The sequence below is a fragment of the Pseudomonas sp. KD5 genome (assembly GCF_012932895.1).
Taxonomy (GTDB): Bacteria; Pseudomonadota; Gammaproteobacteria; order Pseudomonadales; family Pseudomonadaceae; genus Aquipseudomonas.
This window is the reverse complement of record NZ_JDWJ01000014.1, coordinates 1-17,631: the sequence shown is the minus strand read 5'-3', so window position 1 is coordinate 17,631 and position 17,631 is coordinate 1. Positions and strand designations below refer to the sequence as shown.

Below are 17,631 nucleotides of genomic sequence, written 5' to 3'. Positions count from 1 at the left end.
CCGACAAGACCATCAATGAAGTTTCCGTTGCCGCTGTAGCTCGGTCTTCAACCAGAGGTTGGCCGGTTGTATGCCTGCCGGACAGCGCACTTCATAGGCGCGGCCACTCATGCTGCTTTGGGTGGCCGCCAGCTCAATGAAGTCTTCGGCGCTGTTCACCCTGTCCTGTTCTTCAAGGTACTCCAGCTTCTTCTCCAGATGCGCCCGGGCTTGAGGGCCGCCGTATTCGCTGCCGTTGCGCACAAACCGGCATTCACTGTGCTCGACAAAGTCCAGCAAGCTGTTTATTTCCTGAGTGGCTTGAGGTGGGATTTGTGCCTGTGCATTGAACACCACGACGGTCAGGCCGATACCGGCCGCCATCAGCCATTGAGTGAGGGGTGCAACAATATGCCCAGTCATTCGCATGGTTACTCCTCAGGAGATCAGAGCGGTGATGGCCGCTCTGGAGCTGGGCGCAGACAGGTCAATCGTCGTCTCGGTCGTCATGATCGCGGTGCCGACGGCGATCATCACGACGATCGTAATCCCGGTCATACCCACGATCATCACGGTAATAATAGCCACGGTCATGGTCGCGACGGTATTCACGGTGATCCCGATCGTACCTGTCTCCCTCTTCCCAGTAAGGAAAGCAACCTCCCAGCAGGAGAGTACTTGCAATGGCCAGGGTCATTATCGCGGTGCGCTTCATTTTAACGTCCTAAAAGGTCAGAACTACGGGGATGAGGTGACGCTAGCGGCGAATCGATCGCAGTGCGTTCAAACCCATAATTACGACCCTCAAGCCGATCAATGATTCCGTTATCGCCGGGCCTTAAAGCGTTCTCTGGCTGTTACCGATGGTTTTGGCTTTTTCGATGGCCCACTCCATCGCCGCTTCCATGTCCAGCAGATGCGGCGAGGGATGCTTGTCCTCGACAATGGCCGAGCCGTCCGGCCAATAGACCCCCATGAACATCTTCAGCGAACCGTCTCTCAGTATCTCGGCTTTGACCTCAATCGTGCATCCGTTCGACAGCGTTTCCGAGTGGGTTATATGACGCTCAGTCATGACTGCATTCCTCCCGTCGTTGCTATCAGCGTAACCCATGCGGCGCCGAGCGCGATGACGCTCAGACGCTTACCTGCACCACCTCGATCCCCAGTTTTTGATAATCCTCAAGATTGCCCGAGGCCACGTGACGCTCGGTAATCAGCGTATGCACACGGGCACAAGGCGCAACCACAAAGGGCTCAACCGCCCCCAGTTTGTCCGCGGTGGTTACGGCAATCACGTGGGAGGCGCTGGCGAGCATCGCCTGTTTCACTGGCACCTCGTCGAAATGCAGCGAGCTGAGGCCGACTTCCGGATGAATGGCACAGACCCCGGTGAACACCAGATCGGCCTTGATGCCCTCGATCAGCCGCAAGGTTTCATGGCCGCTGGAGGACATAGTCGCGGGATTGAGCTGACCACCGGCGACGATCACCGTGATGCCTTTGTATTCGGCCAAGGTGATCGCAATCATCGGCGACGCGGTGACGGCCGTGATGACAATGTCAGTGGGCAGCGAGCGTGCGATCTGCAGCGTGGTGCTCCCGGAATCGAACATCACGATCTGGCCGTCCTTGACCCGGCGCGCGGCGAGCTGCGCCAACCGGGTTTTCACCTCGTCGGTTTCGCTGACCCGAGTGAAGTAATCCTTGCCCGTGTCCTTGGGACGCGGCAACGCCCCGCCGTGCACCCGCTGCACCAGCCCGGCACTGGCCAGCTCCGACAGGTCCCGGCGAATGGTGTCCTCGGACACGGCGAAATGCTGACTCAGCTCGGAAGCCATGACCTTGCCGTCACGTTCGAGGATCAGCAGGATTTTTTGGCGGCGCAGTTGGGGGAGTTCGGCGGAGGAATGCTCAGCGTGCATGGTTATGCCTGTTTTTGCGTGTTTGTGCGAGATTAGCCAAACACCTCAATGAACACAAGGCGCTCCCACAAGGGATTGTGTTTGATTGATACCCATCACAAGGCACTCACGATGAACTCACGCAACCATTGATGCCCAGGGTCGCGGTGACAGCGCTCGGGCCAGAGCATCGACATCTCGTATCCCGGAACTTCAAGGGGAGGCTCGATCATCGCCAAGGCATGCGTATCGCGAACCAGGCGCGCTGGCAACATTGCCACCATATCGGTGCTCTCCACCACCGACGGGACAAACAGAAAATGGGGGAGCGAAAGCACCACCCGGCGCGCCATGCCCAGCAGGGAAAGCGCCTGGTCGGTGACACCCTGAAAGCCCCCGCCATCCCGGGATACGATGACGTGGTCGAGTTCACAGAACTGCGCGAGTGTCGGTCGCTTTCTCAACAGCGGATGGCCAGTACGCCCCACCAACACATAGCGTTCGGTGAACAATGCACGACGTCGCAAGCCTGGGGGAGCATCCTCGGTGGTATGAAACGCCAAGTCGATTGCCCCCTGCTCCGCTTGCCTGGCCAGTTGTGACGGCATCAGGTCAAACACCGCCAGACGCGTACCGGGTGCGGCCGAACGCAGCCCGGCCAACGCCGGCAGGACGATGGTCGACTCGCCGTAGTCCGACGCCATGACATTCCACGTCTGCCGTGCCTCGGCCGGGTTGAAAGGACTGGCGGGCGACACCGCGCGCTCCAGGGCTTCCAGTGCCTGGCGCAACGGCTCGCGCAACTCATCGGCCCGGGCCGTGGGCCGCATGCCCCGAGGCCCTGGCAGTAACAACGGATCGCTGAATATGTCCCTCAATTTGGCGAGATGAACACTCACCGAAGGTTGAGATAAATTCAGACGTTGCGCCGCACGGGTCACGTTGTGTTCCGAGAGCAGGACATCAAGCGTCAGCAGCAGGTTGATGTCCAGACGTCGCAGATTATTCATGACAATACCTGGCATATTGGTTATTCATTTCCAATATACCGGGTAAGACCTGATTCTGCTGGCTTCTGACAACGGAGACTCAGCCATGAATGTTCTGCTCGTTTACGCCCACCCCGAACCCAAATCATTAAACGGTTCGCTCAAGGACTTTACCGTCAAACGCCTGGAAGCTGCCGGCCACCAGGTGCAGGTCTCGGATTTATACGCGATGGACTGGAAAGCCTCGCTGGACGCCGATGACAGTTTCGGCCGGCCTGCCGACGCACGGTTCGATCCGTCGCAAGACTCCAAGCGTGCCTTCAAAGAAGGCCGGCAACGGCAGGACATCGTCCTCGAACAGGAAAAACTGCTCTGGGCCGATACCGTCATTCTGCAGTTTCCGCTGTGGTGGTTCTCGATGCCGGCGATCCTCAAAGGCTGGGTGGAACGCGTCTATGCCTATGGTTTTGCCTATGGCGTAGGGGAGCATTCCGACGCGCGCTGGGGCGACCGTTACGGGGAAGGCACGCTGGCGGGCAAACGGGCGATGTTGATCGTCACCACCGGTGGCTGGGAATCTCATTACAGCCCACGGGGCATCAACGGGCCGATCGACGATGTGTTATTCCCGATCCAGCACGGCGTACTGTTCTACCCCGGCTTCGACGTGCTGCCACCGTTCGTGATCTATCGGACCAGCCGAATGGATGAGGCGAGATTTTCAGCAACTTGTGAGGCGCTCGGCCAACGGCTGGATGACCTCTGGGAAACCGCGCCGATTGCTTTCCGGGCGCAAAATTCAGGGGCGTATGACATTCCGCAACTCACGTTGCGTGATGAGATTGCTGCGGGTCAGATGGGCTTTGCGGCTCACGTCAGTCAGGCTGCACATTCGTTGTAGCAGATCGCGAACACGAAAAAGCCCGCACAACGCGGGCTTTGGAATTCGATGTAGGTGGCCAGTGCTGGTCTCTGGCTTACGAGATTTATCGGGCCTCTCACAGAACAGGATTTTTAGCTTTGGGCTGTTCTGCCTCACACGGCATAAGGGCTGGATCTCAGCGCGGAGATCTTTCTAACCGTGTACCCTTGGGAGCGCGCCCCACGCCTCCTCGCTATCCCTTTGCGCATCAGTCTGCGTCTTCACCTACAACCTCAGAATAGCAAACCATGCGAAGCCTGGGTCGGGGTTTTTAGACTGATTATTTTCAAGGGGAATGATGGGTAAATGGAAAAATACTAACGCCGCGAGACGGGCTTCCGTGCTACCTCCAACACGCCCGCGATCTTTGCAGGCGCTACATCGGTAATTTGTATTCAAATGCCAGTTTTATAATATTTTACCGTTCCAGGGGTGATCCCTAGTCTTGACCCAAGAAATGGCAGGCCACAACCGACCTGATTCCAACTTCGATGGGTATAGAGATGACCACTGAAAAAACAAAAATAGATACGCTGATTGTGGGCGCCGGTCAGGCTGGCGTGGCCATGAGTGAACACCTGAGCAAACTCGGCGTGCCTCACCTCGTACTGGAACGGAGCCGCATCGCCGAACGCTGGCGCAGCGGTCGTTGGGATTCGCTGGTGGCCAACGGCCCGGCCTGGCACGATCGGTTTCCGGGCCTTGAGTTCGACGATCTCAGCCCCGACGGCTTTGCCCCGAAAGAACGGGTGGCGGATTATTTCGAAGCCTACGCGAAGAAGTTCAACGCCCCCATCCGCACCGGCGTGGAGGTGAAGAAAGTCGAGCGCAATGTCGGCCGTCCAGGCTTCACCATTGAAACCTCCGAAGGCGTGATCGAGGCCAACCGCGTAGTGGCCGCCACCGGACCTTTCCAGCGTCCGGTTATTCCGCCGATCGCACCGAAAGATCAGCCATTCACCCAGATCCACTCCGCCGAATACCGCAACCCGCAGCAACTGCCAGAGGGCGCCGTGCTGGTGGTGGGCGCCGGCTCGTCCGGGGTGCAGATCGCCGATGAATTACAGAGTGCCGGCAAGCAGGTTTACCTCTCGGTGGGTGCGCACGATCGCCCTCCTCGCGCCTATCGCAACCGTGATTTCTGCTGGTGGCTGGGCGTGCTCGGCGAGTGGGATCAGGCCGCCATGAAACCCGGCCGGGAACACGTGACCATCGCGGTGAGCGGCGCGCATGGTGGCCGTACGGTGGACTTCCGTGGGCTAGCCCATCGCGGAATGACGCTGGTGGGTCTGACCCAATCGTTCAATGGCAGCGTGGCGACGTTCCAGCCCAACCTTGCCGACAACCTGGCACGCGGCGATGAGAACTATCTGGCGCTGCTCAATGCCGCCGACGCCTACGTCGAGCGCAATGGCCTGGAGCTGCCGGAAGAACCTGAGGCGCGGCATACCTTCCCGGATCCGGATTGCGTCACCAACCCGATTCTTGAACTCGACCTGGCCAAGGCTGGCGTGACGTCGATCATCTGGGCCACCGGGTTTGCCACGGATTACAGCTGGCTGAAGGTCAACGCGTTCGACGACAACGGCAAGCCGCAGCATCAGCGCGGAGTGTCGAGCGAGCCTGGGGTGTATTTCCTCGGCCTGCCGTGGCAGTCCCGTCGCGGCTCTTCGTTCATTTGGGGTGTTTGGCACGACGCCAAGTACGTGGCTGATCAGATCGCCATTCAGCGCTCATACCACGACTACCGCGATGCCCTGCAACGCGAAGCTGAAACCGCCCCCGTCGCGCATAAAACCACCGTCAGCGCTTAACGAATAGTTCTTCAGGAGCCTCAGATGTCCACGCCAACCCATACCCGTATTCGCATGTTCAACACCAAGGAAACCTACCCGAACCAGAGCCTGGACAATGACCTGTGCCAGGCCGTGCGGGCCGGCAACACCGTTTATGTTCGCGGCCAGGTCGGCACCGATTTCGAAGGCAACCTGGTGGGCCTCGGCGACCCGCGTGCGCAAACCGAGCAAGCCATGCGCAACGTCAAACAGTTGCTGGAAGAAGCTGGCAGCGACCTCAGCCACATCGTCAAAACCACCACTTACCTGATCGACCCGCGTTACCGCGAGCCGGTTTATCGGGAAGTGGGCAAGTGGCTCAAAGGGGTGTTTCCGATTTCCACCGGATTGGTGGTGTCGGCACTGGGGCAGCCGCAGTGGCTGATGGAGATTGATGTGATTGCGGTGATTCCTGAGTAAGCAGGTAGACCGAGTCGCGGCTTTCGCGAGCAAGCTTCGCTCCTACAGTAGATCGCTGTTTCATGAACGACCCTGATCATCTGTAGGAGCGAAGCTTGCTCGCGAAGACGCCCGCACAGACAACAACTTCGCCAAGGCCAACCAAGGAGCAAAACCATGACCTTCTCCATCGCCGCCCGTTGCCCCGAAACCGGTCAGTTCGGCATTGCAATCAGTTCCTCAAGCATCGCCGTCGGCGCCCGCTGTCCCTGGCTATTGCCCGGTGTCGGCGCGGTCTCCACACAAAATATCACCCTGCCATCCCTCGGCCCGGAAACCCTCGCCCTCATGGAACAAGGGCTCGCACCTGCCGAGGCGCTGGACAAGGCATTGACCCGCAACGGCTACAGCCAATACCGACAAATCACAGCGATTGACCACCTCGGCCGCACCGCGCATTTCAGCGGCTCAGAAACCCTGGGCAACCACAACGCCGTGTCGGGCGAGCAATGCGTGGCCGCCGGCAACATGCTCGCGGACCGAGCCGTGATCGAGGCCATGGTCGAGGCGTACGAACATGGCGAGGGCCAACTGACCGATCGCTTGCTCACCGCGATGAAAGCGGCGGTGGTCGCAGGCGGTGAAGCCGGGCCGGTGCATTCGGCTGCCGTTGTAGTGGTTGGCGAACTGACCTGGCCGATCATCAACCTGCGGGTCGATTGGGCTGATGAAGATCCGATAGGCAAATTGCAGCAGTTGTGGGACGCCTATCGCCCACAGGTCAAGGACTACATCGACCGCGCCCTCGCCCCCGACAAATCCCCTGGCTACGGTGTCGCCGGAGACGACCGATGAGTAGCAGCCGCGATTTGCTTGAAGCCTTGGTGGCGTTCGACACCACCAGCCGCGAATCAAATCTGCAGCTGATCGAGTTCGTCCGCGACTACCTCGCCCGATTCGAGGTGCCTTGCGAACTGATCTACAACGACGAGCGCAGCAAGGCTAATCTGTTCGCCACCATTGGCCCGGCGGATCAGCCGGGCATCGTGTTGTCAGGCCACACCGATGTGGTGCCCGTCGACGGCCAGCCATGGACGGTTGCGCCCTTCAAGCTCACCGAGCGTGACGGCAAACTGTACGGTCGCGGCAGCGCGGACATGAAAGGCTACATTGCCTGCGTACTCGCCCTGGTGCCGTCACTGGTGAAGGCCTCGCTGCGACTGCCGGTGCACATCGCGCTGTCCTACGATGAGGAAGTCGGCTGTCTCGGCGTTCGTTCGCTTTTGAAAGCCCTCGAACAGCGCCCGGTCAAACCGATGCTCTGCATCATTGGCGAACCCACCGAACTCAAACCGGTGCTCGGCCACAAGGGCAAGCTGGCGATGCGCTGCGACATTCATGGCGAAGCCTGCCATTCAGCGTACGCGCCACTCGGGGTCAATGCGATTGAATACGCTGCCGAACTGATCGGCGAACTGGGGCGGATTGGCCACAGGCTCAAGGCACCGGAGCATCACGACACCCGTTTCGATCCGCCGTTCAGCACCGTGCAAACCGGCGTCATCTCCGGCGGCAAGGCCTTGAACATCGTCCCCGCCGATTGCCGCTTCGACTTTGAAATCCGCGCCCTGCCCTCACAAGACCCTGGCCTCGTTGCGCAGGAATTGCAGACCTACGCCGAGCAGCAAGTATTGCCGCGCATGCGCGCCGTGAGTGATCAGAGTGAAATCCGCTTCAGTGAATTGTCGGCCTACCCCGGTTTGGCGACCGATGCGCACAGCGAAGCCGCTGAGCTGATCGCGGCATTTTCCGGTTCTGGGGAGTTCGGTACGGTGGCATTTGGCACCGAGGGCGGTCTGTTTGACGCTGCGGGAATTGCGACAGTGGTGTGCGGTCCGGGCAGCATGGATCAGGGTCATAAGCCGGACGAATTTGTCAGCCTCGAACAATTGAACGGCTGCGATGAAATGCTGCAACGAATGCTGTTATCAATCAGCCGCTGATGATTGGCCCGACGCTCAGGTATACAGTCGGGCCAGTTCTTCCTGGCAGTAATCCACGAACAGCTGCACCGGTTTGGTCAGCTGCGACCTTCTCAACCATGCCGCCGACAGACCCGAACCGGTCACGGTTTCGGCCAGCGGTATGCACACGACTTTCTGCCCGTCATAGGTGTATTCGGAAAACGGTTTGGTGACCAGAATCGAAAAGCCAAAACCGCGCCCGACCATCCCTCGCACCATCTCGATCGAAGGTGAGCTGAACACGATGTGTGGCGTCAGTCCGCGCTCTTCAAAGATGCTCACGAAGTAGGTCCGGCTCGGCACCACGTCCAGCAATATCATCGGCTCCAGCACCAGGTCATTCAGCGACACTTTCGCCTGTTGCGCGAAGCGGTGATCCGCCGGCAACAAGGCGTAGGGCTGTTGCGGCGGCATCAGCGGCACTGTCTCAATGGTGCTGTCCAGATCGTGTTCGAACAGCATCGCCAGGTCGATGCTGCCGGCGGTCAGCGCCTGCACCAATTCCTGCTGCTCGCCATCGCGAATACGGATCTCCACACCCGGCCAGCGCTCTTTGAAACCGGCGATCAAACGCGGCAGGTACAGCGGCGCCACCGTTTCAAAACAGCCAATATCGATCTGCCCCGCGACCACGTCGTTGTCCGCCAGCGCGTTCTGCTCAAACTCATGCGCGACCCGCAGCAGCTCCAGCGCCTTGCGATAAAACCGCGACCCGCTCGGCGTCAGCGACACACCCTGGGCGTGATGCCGGATAAACAGCTGCACGCCAAAACTTTCTTCAAGGTGCTTGATCGCCGTCGACACCGACGGCTGCGCGATATAAAGCTTGCGCGAAGCCTCCGCCACGCTGCCGCAATCGGCGGTGGTGACGAAATATCGAAGCTGTCGCAGGTTGTAAGCGGCCATGGGGACCTCCAGACACAACACATCAAAATCAAAAAACTTCCGCGGAACACAATCACTGTAAGAGCTGGCGAAGCCTGCGGGATCAGTCGACGCACAACTCTGTGGCGAGGGGGCTTGCCCCCGTTGGGTCGCGAAGCGGCCCCAAAACCTGCAACCATGGTGTATCAGGTACACCGCATGCAGCGGTTTTACGACTGCTTCGCAGCCGAGCGGGGGCAAGCCCCCTCGCCACAGGTAACAAAACCAGGCATTACGGAGTATCCAAGGACGCTCAGGATCAAGGCTGAACATACCCGACACACCAAAACCCCGGGCATATATTTTTTAAGGTTTGAAGCAACAAACTTACTAATTTATCTATCCCGACGCATTGCACATCATCGCTCCAACAAGAAAAGCGTCGCTCGCGCGGCGCTCACCGAAGTACGACCACGTACTCATCCTTGCCTTGGAGTTCACCATGTCCACCGCAGCAACACCCTCCGCTCCGCTCATCGAAAAACACACGATTGGATACGTCCCCCCGGAAGATCGCCACGGAAAGGTAAGAGACCTGTTCACCCTCTGGTTCGGCGGCAACATCGCGCCGCTGCCCATCGTCACCGGCGCCCTCGGCGTGCAATTGTTCCAGCTGAACCTGGTGTGGGGCATCGTCGCCATTCTGGTCGGCCACCTGGTCGGCGGCGTGCTGATGGCCCTGCACTCGGCGCAAGGCCCGCAAATGGGCATTCCACAAATGATCCAGAGCCGCGCCCAGTTCGGCTCCCTCGGCGCCCTGCTGGTGGTGCTGATCGCCGGCATCATGTACATCGGCTTCTTCGCCTCCAATATCGTCCTCGCCGGCAAGTCCCTGCACGGCGTGGTCGACAGCGTGCCGGTGCCAGTGGGCATCGTCATCGGCGCGCTCGGGTCGGGCATCATCGGCATCATCGGCTACCGCTTCATCCACGTGCTCAACCGCATCGGCACCTGGGTGCTGGGCATCGGCATCGTGCTGGGCTTCGGCTACATCCTCACCCACGTACAGACCGCCGACTTCCTCACCCGCGGCAGCTTCAACATCTCCGGTTGGCTGGCCACCGTATCGTTGGCCGCGCTCTGGCAAATCGCCTTCGCCCCCTACGTGTCCGATTACTCACGCTACCTGCCAGAAGACGTGCCCGTCGCCGCCACGTTCTGGACCACTTACCTGGGCTCGGCACTCGGCTCCAGCCTGTCGTTCATCTTCGGCGCCGTCGCAGTCCTCGCCACGCCCGTCGGCATGGACACCATGGACGCGGTCAAACTCGCCACCGGCTCCATCGGCCCATTGATGCTCGTGCTGTTCCTGCTCAGCGTCATCAGCCACAACGCCCTCAACCTCTACGGCGCCGTGCTGTCACTGATCACCCTGGTACAAACCTTCGCCTACCGCTGGATCCCCACCGCCAAGAGCCGCGCCGTCCTCTCGGTCATCGTCCTCGCCGCCTGCTGCTTCGCCGCCGTCGGCGCCTCGGCCGACTTCATCGGCCACTTCGTCGACATGGTGCTGGTGTTACTCGTGGTGCTGGTGCCGTGGACCGCGATCAATCTGATCGACTTCTATGCCATTCATAAAGGTCAGTACGACATTGATTCGATCTTCCAGGTCGATGGCGGGATCTATGGCCGATACAACCCGCAGGCGTTGTTGGCGTATGCGATCGGGATTGCGGTGCAGATTCCGTTCATGAACACGCCGCTGTACGTCGGGCCGATCTCGGCGCACATCAATGGGGCGGATTTGTCGTGGGTGGTGGGGTTGCTGATTACCTCTCCGCTGTATTACTGGCTGGCGAATCGTGACACGGCTTACAGACGTCGGCTGTCTACCGGAAAACTGGCCAGCAGTCTGTAACCCTGTGGGATGAGGTTTGCCCGCGATGAGGCCTTCAAAAGCACCATCGCCGGCAAGCCGTTCTTGCTGTGGAACATCCGCAACGCGTTGCCAACACCCGCTACGAACGCAACACCCCCATCGCCCGCCGATACTTCTCAACGCGCTCCAGATCCTCCCAGGACGGCTGCGCAATCCGCGACAAGTCGCTGTTCTCTTCCAGATCCGCCAGCTTCACCACCCGCCCGATCGGGTTCTGTGCCGCGCGCTCGACGAACGCCTCGTAGGACTCACCCGGCACCTTGGTTACCGACGCAATTGCCGTCAGCACCGTTTCGCTGAAGCCTTCCTTGCGCAGATCGTCGAGGCTGACGCCGCAGTCCTCGACCACGTCATGCAGTACCGCGACGATGCGCTCTTCCAGCGTGTTCACCCGCAGCATCACTTTCAGCGGATGCAGGATGTAAGGCGCCCCGCCCTTGTCCACCTGCCCTTCATGCGCCGTAGCGGCGATGGCAATGGCGCGTTCCAGTGACTGACTCATGGGGTTCTCCTTGGGTTAAATGCCGTGACGTCGCGGTCAGGATTTTGAAGTCTGTAAAATATGTAGGAATTTGCCCTTTGTGGCGAGGGAGCTTGCTCCCGCTGGGCTGCGAAGCGGCCCCAAACCCTGCTAGTCCGTTTCCTCAGACACACCGCGACGCCCGGTTTTACTGCGTTTGTGCCACAGAACAGGGAAGACCACCTCGCCAAAATGACCATCCGGGCGTCCTACAGCCCGGTTGCGGCTATGAAAATCGCTGCCTAGAGTGGGTCTGTCGCTGACATCAGTTGGCGATAGGGTTTCGCAGCCCTTAAGATTGACACCTTGTTCCGTCAGGCACGGCCGACTCCCGGCTGCGTATCGTTTTATGGCGGTTGTGCGTGGGAGACCTTCGGGTCTGCCGGGTCCTGGTGTTAATCCTCCGGTCTGCGAACCCGCGCATAGCTGCCACCCATTTTGTTTCGCAGCAGAACGGTGGCAATTCTACTTTTATTAGGATTAACACCATGACGACGCAAAACCCGCTCCGCTACTACACCCCAATGTCCCACTTCGCCACCGACCACCCCGTCCTCCTCATCGACGCCGACGCCCCGATACGCGAACTCCACAGTTGCCTCAGCGAACGCCTAAACGCCGTCCTCAAATACCTCAACCTCATGGCCTGCACCAGCCTCCCCGACTACGCCGAACACGACATCAACACCGTCACCAACATCGCCCGGATCATGGTTCAGGATGTGAGTGATGTGTTTCGGGTGATTGAGCAGCGTGGGTTCGATACGCCCAAGGGGCAGTGATTAAATTTCAGTCGTAGAAAAACCGCATTACTGCGGTTTTTCTGCTTCCTGCAACGACTCTGACAACAACAATCAGTAAACCTGCACCCGCCACAACTCCCGCGACGAAGAACCCGCCGACATCGGCAGTCGCCCATGCAACGTCCGATAGTTGTCGATCAGCACCAGATCACCCTCACTCCATTGATGAGCAATCAGACACTCCGGGTCATAAACCAGCGCATTGACCTGTTCCAGCAACGCCTGCTGAGCCTGCTCGTCATGGTCCTGCACCGACTGGCTCAAGGTCTGCAATGTCGAGTCGGTGCCCTCTTGGTAGCGCAGGATGAGCTCGCCGCTGCGGGGGTGGTGGTCCACCAGGCTGTACATGCGCGGCGAGCCGCCGAAGTAGGTCATTTTGGTGTAGTAGGTGATGTTCACGCCCTGCCATTGTCGGGCGACTTGCTGCCCGACTTTGCGCAGTACGTTACGGCTGTCGACGATGGTGGTCTGACCCTCGCCCGGCTGCGGCGCGGTCTTGCAGTACAGCATGAATTTGCTGGCGCAGAATTTCGGGTTGCGTTGAACTTGTGCGTCGCTGTCGGGCAGCATGTTCAGGTCCCAGTGCAACGGTGTTTTCTCCAGCGAGTGCACCACACCTTGGGGTTTATCCGCAGGCTTGACCACGTGGACGGCACCGAAGGCCCATTCGTAGAGCGTGCCGAAGCGTTCGCAGCTGCGAGCAAAGCTATCCTGGTCGTCGAAACGGCAGCCTTTGAGGCAGACGAAACCGAAGGTTTCCACCAGAGCTTCCAGCAGGCCGGTGGACAGTCGTTCGAAACCCAGCCCCAACGTGTCTCGCACCACCAGGCCAAACAGCGGAAGTTTTTGCAGTTCGTACTCGAAGCCTTGGGCCTGCGGGTTTTCTGTTTGATGGTAGAGCCATGGCCGCCCCTCATAGGTGACCAGCACATGGTGGTCCAGGTCGACCTGAGCACGGGTGCGAAGGGTTTGGCTGCCGTCGAGGTTGCACACCGGCACGGCGTGCCAGGGGCTGTACACACGCTTGAGTCCTTCGGCCAGGCCGAAAGTGAATTTGGGGCCGGCATTGCTGTATTGATGGACCGACAAGCGAATGTCATCGCCGAAGAAACGGTCCACTGCCGCGTTCAATGCCTGCCCGCGATACATCATTTGGTAGGCTTTGAAGTTGATTTGTTGCAGGTACTCGTCCTCGCTCTGCCCGTCTTCGCGGCACAGACGCAGGTCGTTGTAGAGGTGACTGCAGAGGTCGTCATGCGCCCGGCTGAGGGATTCATCGTCGCGGCTCTGCTCGATCAGTTCGCCAAGGTTTTTCCACGGTAGACGGGCCTGCTTGATCAGGCTGGCGCGAACCGACTCGGCACTTTGGGCCTGGGGAAACAGGTCTTCCATGCTGACCCACTCAATCGTGTGGGTGGTGCACAGTTCACGCAACGCCCGGTTGTAGGCGGCGCGAACGTCGTCGGCCACGCCGACGATGTCATTGAAGGTCGTGCCGTCGCTGAGGATCGACACCACGCAGCCCGGTGCGTGCAACGCGGCGATGGCTTGGCCGAGTTGGTCGAGGCGCTCGATGGCCATGACCTCGCCGTAGTCCGGCAGCACGCCGAAGGTCTGGTCGCTGGCGTTTGGCGACTTGCAGGGAAAGCCTGGCAAAACCAGACGCACTGGCAGGCCCTGATCGAAGCAGTGCCCCAATCGAAGCGCCAGATGCGCCCGGCCTTGTGTGTCGAAACAATCATCCGTGCCTTTGAGCAGATAACCGGCCAGCAAATCGCTGACGGCAGCGATCCAGGCGTCTCTATGTTCCATAGAACAACTTCCTTGAGGGTGTGTGTATCAATAGGATTTGACGGTGTCGCCATGCTCGGTGAACGCATGCGCAGCCCCGCAGGCTCGCTGCAAAATGCGCAGCAATTCGGCCGGGTGTTCACAGCACAAGTCCGGGGCCTGGGCCTGCAAGTCTGGTGTCAGGCCATAGCCCCAAGTGACTGCCGCCGAATACATGCCTGCAGCACGGGCCGTTTGCAGATCGATCTCCGTGTCACCGACGAACAAGCAGCGTTGCGGATCAACCGACAACCGCCGGGCGGCTTCCCATGCCACCTCCGGTTGCGGTTTGAGCGACCTGCCTGCGCGATGCCCCAGAATTGGCCCGAAAGCATTCTGCGGCAGCAACGTTGTGGAAACCTGCAACGCCATTTCCTCGGCCTTGTTGGTCACGATAGCCAGCGGTAGCTGTAACTGTCGGCAGCCTTCGAGCAATTCCAAGACACCGCTGAATGGACGGGAAAATTGAACCAGGTTGTGCTGATAGAGCGCCACATAGCGCTGATGCAAGGCGACCGCATCGACTATGCCAAACTGCGCGGCGACCCGCTCGCTCATCGCCGTGGTGCCGCCGCCGATGTATCCGCGCACTGTTTCCGAGGTCAGCGCCGGGCAACCGTGTTCGAGCAGCACTTGGTTCAAGCACCAGGTGATATCGGGCAAGGTATCGACCAGAGTCCCGTCCAAATCGAAGAGTACGGCTTCGACCCGTAACCGAGACGTCATCATTGAGCACTGGCGTAGTGACAAGGACGCCCCTTGCGGAACACCAGGCGGTGATAGCGCTCATCGACATTGCTGCGTTTTTCGAGCGTGACCACACCCCGTCGCTTGATGGCCACCGAATGCCAGGGCGTACGCCACAGGTCACTGGTTGGCACCAACCGGATACCGATCTTCGTCGAGACCGCCAATTGCGGGTGAATCGACAGACGCAGGCAATGCGGGTAACGCGCCTGTAACAGCGCACCCCAGGCTTCACTGCGCTGGATCACCCGCTGCGAGGCCGGTTTGGCGACCTTCTTCACTGCGTTGAGGCTCATGCCAGCGAATACTTTCAGTCCCGAGTAATCCTCGGAAAGAAAGCGATGGATGCCGCAGTACATCAACATCATGTGCGGATCATCCTTGAAGCGCTGCTGCAACAAGATCAATGACTGACCGTGCTCGATCATCATCTCTTCACGCATGGCGTCCAGACAATCCAGCTGAGGGTAGGCATCCCGGAGATCGAAATGGGCAAACGTACCGCGATAGTGCTGCTCGGCGTAGTGCTGGATAGCGTCGGTGTAGGCCTTGACGTCGGAATCGGGAACATGCACCAAGTCAGAGAACACATAGCCATCGGAACAAATATGAATCAGCGCGCCCGGTGCGTAGATCTCCTGGATCTCTGTGCACAGGCGGTTTAACTCATCGATAGCATGATGTTCAGCAAGATCGGGCAGATGACTCAGGGTTTTCTTGCGGCTGGGCGATTTGCCGGGAAAGGCTGGCAAGACCATTTCAATCTTGCGACCGCTCTCGACCGCCTGCATGACCTTGGTCAGATGGGGTTCCAGCACCTGCGACGACAGTTCGTGATCCTGCCCCGGGGCGAGGCTACGACGGCGAAACAGGCATTCGAGGATTTGCTCGGCAATGTTCATGTGTGGGGTGTTCTGATGCTCGTGCACCAGCTGACCGCACACCTGTTGAGCAACGGTGTTTGAACCTTGCATAGACAATCCCTTGTGTGGTGAACAACGGCCATCTTTTGGCCATCAGCAGATATCCCTTACCTGCGGGCGGCTAAATTCCTACAAGTCGTGAGGGCTGTCAATCGTGGCAATCCGGAATATTACGGCACCAAAATCACCGAAAACCCTCACACAGGCTCATGCAACGTCCAGGCTGGCAAGGCCATACTGCGGCCACACAAGAAGGAAACGGGGACAGAACACGATTAAATTGAAGGAGCATTATCCAGCCCTCGATAAATCTGGTCTGTCCCCGTTTTCACCCCGAGTTAGAAATCCCTCCTCCTGAGACGAAGGGATCTGTCCTTTCCTTATCTCGAGTCATCTCCCCTAGCTTACTTTTAAATACCAAAGAATCTAAGCCAACTCCGTGCCTTTGTTTCTTGCGAATGCAAATGTGTGCTCGGGCCGTTGGGACGCAGTAAATCGCCTGGATAATGCGGATGTCCCAAGCATTGGCTGTCATCCAATCCAAAAACCTCAACAGCAGCTACAGCTTCAATGCACCAACGTCCAAAATAGCTGCCCTTTTCTAGCGGGTGCTTTTCAGGATCACCGTACTGGTACCACCACGGCTGCTGCTTGCCGCGTCGGTTGAGTTCTGGATACCAATCATTGACAAACTCTCGCAGCAATATCGCCTGTTGCTCCTTGGGTGCATCGATGGCCTTGAGCAACCGGGCATAAGGTTTGTCATGCAGCAGAACATCTCCAACAACGCGTGAAGGCTGGCGACTAACGATTACCCGATCCAGCAAAATGTCTTTACCTTCTTCACCAACGAGAGCCAATAGTCGGCCCCACTGACCGTCGGGAATTTGCAATACGAGAGCCAGTCCAACCAGCCAAAAACACCAGATATAGTGGTTGAGATCGGATAGATCGAAGACCCAGTCGCGACAGGTTTTCAGATTATGTTCTGCACAAATCCCATCCGCTAAAGAGTTCGACAACTCCCAAGTATCAAGCAGTTTTGGAAACAACTGCTTTATCTCGGGAACAGGATCGCCTTGGGAATACCGCCGAAGCATAAGGCGCAAAATATCCCTAGACGTATCCCAAACAAACTGAGGCCGATAGACCGGATTACCTGGTGGGGTTTTAATTTGCTCAAGATTCTTAGTGATATTTTCTTCACTGTGTTTTGTCCATTTGTCCCAATATTCCTCCCCTCCCAATGAATCCCGGATCATGGCTGTGCTCCTGAAAGATTTGTTTTTGAGGTTAATATTTTGGACGTATCAATGAGCTTTGGCTTACCTAAAGAATCGAGCACCTGGATCTCAGTGGACCCATCCCCCCCCGTCCGCACAACCCATGTTTCAGTGCGACCAGCATCAATGGCACGCATGACATCAGATGCATGTTGCTCTCCCACTGCCTTTTCCAACCGCCCGGCCCCCAGCGTCCAGCTTTCACTCCCCTGTTTACCATCGTTCGTGTTTATCAGGCTCGTGTTGCCACCTTTTTTGGGGTCCCCGACAAACTTGTATTCGATAACCACATAATCTACATCCGGACGATTGACCCGAAACAAGTCGTCAATGCCCGTCTCGCCCGCCCCCTGCATTCTCGCCAGTTTTTCGCCTTCAGGCACTATTTGCCGTATAAACGGGGACAGACCACGTTTTCCATCTAAAAAATCTAGTGCTTTTTCGGTCTGCCCGGGCATCTCCGCCGAGCTCGTCGCCCAATCATAGCTTCAATTTCGGCTGCAAATCGCGAACCACCAAGTACATAGTTGCCATTGGTGGCAGCCCGAATCTGGTCAACCAATCCTATCTCCAACTCGCTTCTAAAAAGCTCGCGATAGACTTCAGCAGTCGATACATCTGTGTCCCCAAGCGATAGGTACTGAGCATGCGGGGTAATGAGATGCGAAAA

19 protein-coding genes are annotated in these 17,631 nt (G+C 58.5%); 7 read left to right on the top strand and 12 right to left on the bottom strand.

What is annotated here, in order from left to right:
* Window positions 1–12: 12 nt before the first annotated feature.
* From AF70_RS25720 to AF70_RS25700, 5 genes are all read right to left on the bottom strand, one after another.
* Window positions 13–408, bottom strand: coding sequence for a DUF5329 domain-containing protein (locus AF70_RS25720; protein WP_050438307.1), 396 nt, complete (start codon window positions 406–408; stop codon window positions 13–15).
* A 58-nt stretch (window positions 409–466) separates the two neighbouring features.
* Window positions 467–694 carry a hypothetical protein gene (locus AF70_RS30130; protein WP_007942076.1) on the bottom strand — a complete coding sequence of 76 codons (228 nt, stop codon included), beginning with the start codon at window positions 692–694 and terminating at the stop codon, window positions 467–469.
* A gap of 123 nt (window positions 695–817) precedes the next feature.
* The gene (locus AF70_RS25710) at window positions 818–1,054 is read right to left on the bottom strand and encodes a hypothetical protein (RefSeq protein WP_007942075.1); all 237 of its coding nucleotides are present in this window, start codon (window positions 1,052–1,054) and stop codon (window positions 818–820) included.
* A 61-nt stretch (window positions 1,055–1,115) separates the two neighbouring features.
* Window positions 1,116–1,904: a DeoR/GlpR family DNA-binding transcription regulator gene (locus AF70_RS25705; RefSeq protein ID WP_018930239.1), complete on the bottom strand. Its 789-nt coding sequence runs from the start codon at window positions 1,902–1,904 to the stop codon at window positions 1,116–1,118.
* 95 nt (window positions 1,905–1,999) lie between these two features.
* Window positions 2,000–2,893 carry a LysR family transcriptional regulator gene (locus AF70_RS25700; protein WP_028940193.1) on the bottom strand — a complete coding sequence of 298 codons (894 nt, stop codon included), beginning with the start codon at window positions 2,891–2,893 and terminating at the stop codon, window positions 2,000–2,002.
* An 85-nt stretch (window positions 2,894–2,978) separates the two neighbouring features.
* Here AF70_RS25700 and AF70_RS25695 point away from each other — a divergent pair, with 85 nt between their 5' ends.
* From AF70_RS25695 to argE, 5 genes are all read left to right on the top strand, one after another.
* Entirely contained in the window at window positions 2,979–3,773 is a 795-nt protein-coding gene (locus AF70_RS25695) for an NAD(P)H-dependent oxidoreductase (RefSeq protein ID WP_028940192.1), read from the top strand.
* Between the two features lie 524 nt (window positions 3,774–4,297).
* The gene (locus AF70_RS25690) at window positions 4,298–5,608 is read left to right on the top strand and encodes an NAD(P)/FAD-dependent oxidoreductase (protein WP_028940191.1); all 1,311 of its coding nucleotides are present in this window, start codon (window positions 4,298–4,300) and stop codon (window positions 5,606–5,608) included.
* Between the two features lie 24 nt (window positions 5,609–5,632).
* Complete coding sequence (locus AF70_RS25685; RefSeq protein WP_018930235.1) at window positions 5,633–6,049, top strand: RidA family protein; 417 nt, start codon at window positions 5,633–5,635, stop codon at window positions 6,047–6,049.
* A gap of 156 nt (window positions 6,050–6,205) precedes the next feature.
* Window positions 6,206–6,883 carry a DUF1028 domain-containing protein gene (locus AF70_RS25680; protein WP_019579502.1) on the top strand — a complete coding sequence of 226 codons (678 nt, stop codon included), beginning with the start codon at window positions 6,206–6,208 and terminating at the stop codon, window positions 6,881–6,883.
* A complete protein-coding gene (gene argE, locus AF70_RS25675; protein ID WP_019579503.1) occupies window positions 6,880–8,031 on the top strand; it encodes an acetylornithine deacetylase in 1,152 nt (383 codons plus the stop codon). The genes AF70_RS25680 and argE overlap by 4 nt, the downstream gene beginning before the upstream one ends.
* Before the next feature lie 15 nt (window positions 8,032–8,046).
* Here argE and AF70_RS25670 read toward each other — a convergent pair whose 3' ends face one another.
* Complete coding sequence (locus AF70_RS25670) at window positions 8,047–8,958, bottom strand: LysR family transcriptional regulator (RefSeq protein WP_018930232.1); 912 nt, start codon at window positions 8,956–8,958, stop codon at window positions 8,047–8,049.
* Between the two features lie 460 nt (window positions 8,959–9,418).
* On the opposite strand from AF70_RS25670, the gene AF70_RS25665 reads away from it, so the two are divergent.
* Window positions 9,419–10,834 (top strand): cytosine permease, encoded by a 1,416-nt coding sequence (locus AF70_RS25665; RefSeq protein WP_028940190.1) that lies wholly within the window; start codon window positions 9,419–9,421, stop codon window positions 10,832–10,834.
* A gap of 100 nt (window positions 10,835–10,934) precedes the next feature.
* Here AF70_RS25665 and AF70_RS25660 read toward each other — a convergent pair whose 3' ends face one another.
* Window positions 10,935–11,357 (bottom strand): HD domain-containing protein, encoded by a 423-nt coding sequence (locus AF70_RS25660; RefSeq protein ID WP_028940189.1) that lies wholly within the window; start codon window positions 11,355–11,357, stop codon window positions 10,935–10,937.
* Window positions 11,358–11,863: 506 nt separating this feature from the next.
* Here AF70_RS25660 and AF70_RS25655 point away from each other — a divergent pair.
* Entirely contained in the window at window positions 11,864–12,157 is a 294-nt protein-coding gene (locus tag AF70_RS25655) for a fructose-bisphosphate aldolase (RefSeq protein WP_028940188.1), read from the top strand.
* 72 nt (window positions 12,158–12,229) lie between these two features.
* On the opposite strand, the gene AF70_RS25650 is transcribed toward AF70_RS25655, so the two are convergent.
* The 5 genes from AF70_RS25650 to AF70_RS25630 all read right to left on the bottom strand — a co-directional run bounded on the left by AF70_RS25650 (window position 12,230) and on the right by AF70_RS25630 (window position 17,419).
* Window positions 12,230–13,990 (bottom strand): L-tyrosine/L-tryptophan isonitrile synthase family protein, encoded by a 1,761-nt coding sequence (locus tag AF70_RS25650; protein ID WP_028940187.1) that lies wholly within the window; start codon window positions 13,988–13,990, stop codon window positions 12,230–12,232.
* A 27-nt stretch (window positions 13,991–14,017) separates the two neighbouring features.
* Entirely contained in the window at window positions 14,018–14,734 is a 717-nt protein-coding gene (locus AF70_RS25645; protein ID WP_028940186.1) for an HAD family hydrolase, read from the bottom strand.
* Window positions 14,734–15,729: an isocyanide synthase family protein gene (locus tag AF70_RS25640; RefSeq protein WP_019648646.1), complete on the bottom strand. Its 996-nt coding sequence runs from the start codon at window positions 15,727–15,729 to the stop codon at window positions 14,734–14,736. Before AF70_RS25640 ends, AF70_RS25645 begins: the two co-directional genes overlap by 1 nt.
* 359 nt (window positions 15,730–16,088) lie before the next feature.
* Window positions 16,089–16,940, bottom strand: coding sequence for a PoNe immunity protein domain-containing protein (locus tag AF70_RS25635; protein WP_028940185.1), 852 nt, complete (start codon window positions 16,938–16,940; stop codon window positions 16,089–16,091).
* Window positions 16,937–17,419, bottom strand: a complete 483-nt coding sequence (locus AF70_RS25630) for a hypothetical protein (protein WP_028940184.1) — start codon at window positions 17,417–17,419, stop codon at window positions 16,937–16,939. Before AF70_RS25630 ends, AF70_RS25635 begins: the two co-directional genes overlap by 4 nt.
* Window positions 17,420–17,631: the final 212 nt, after the last annotated feature.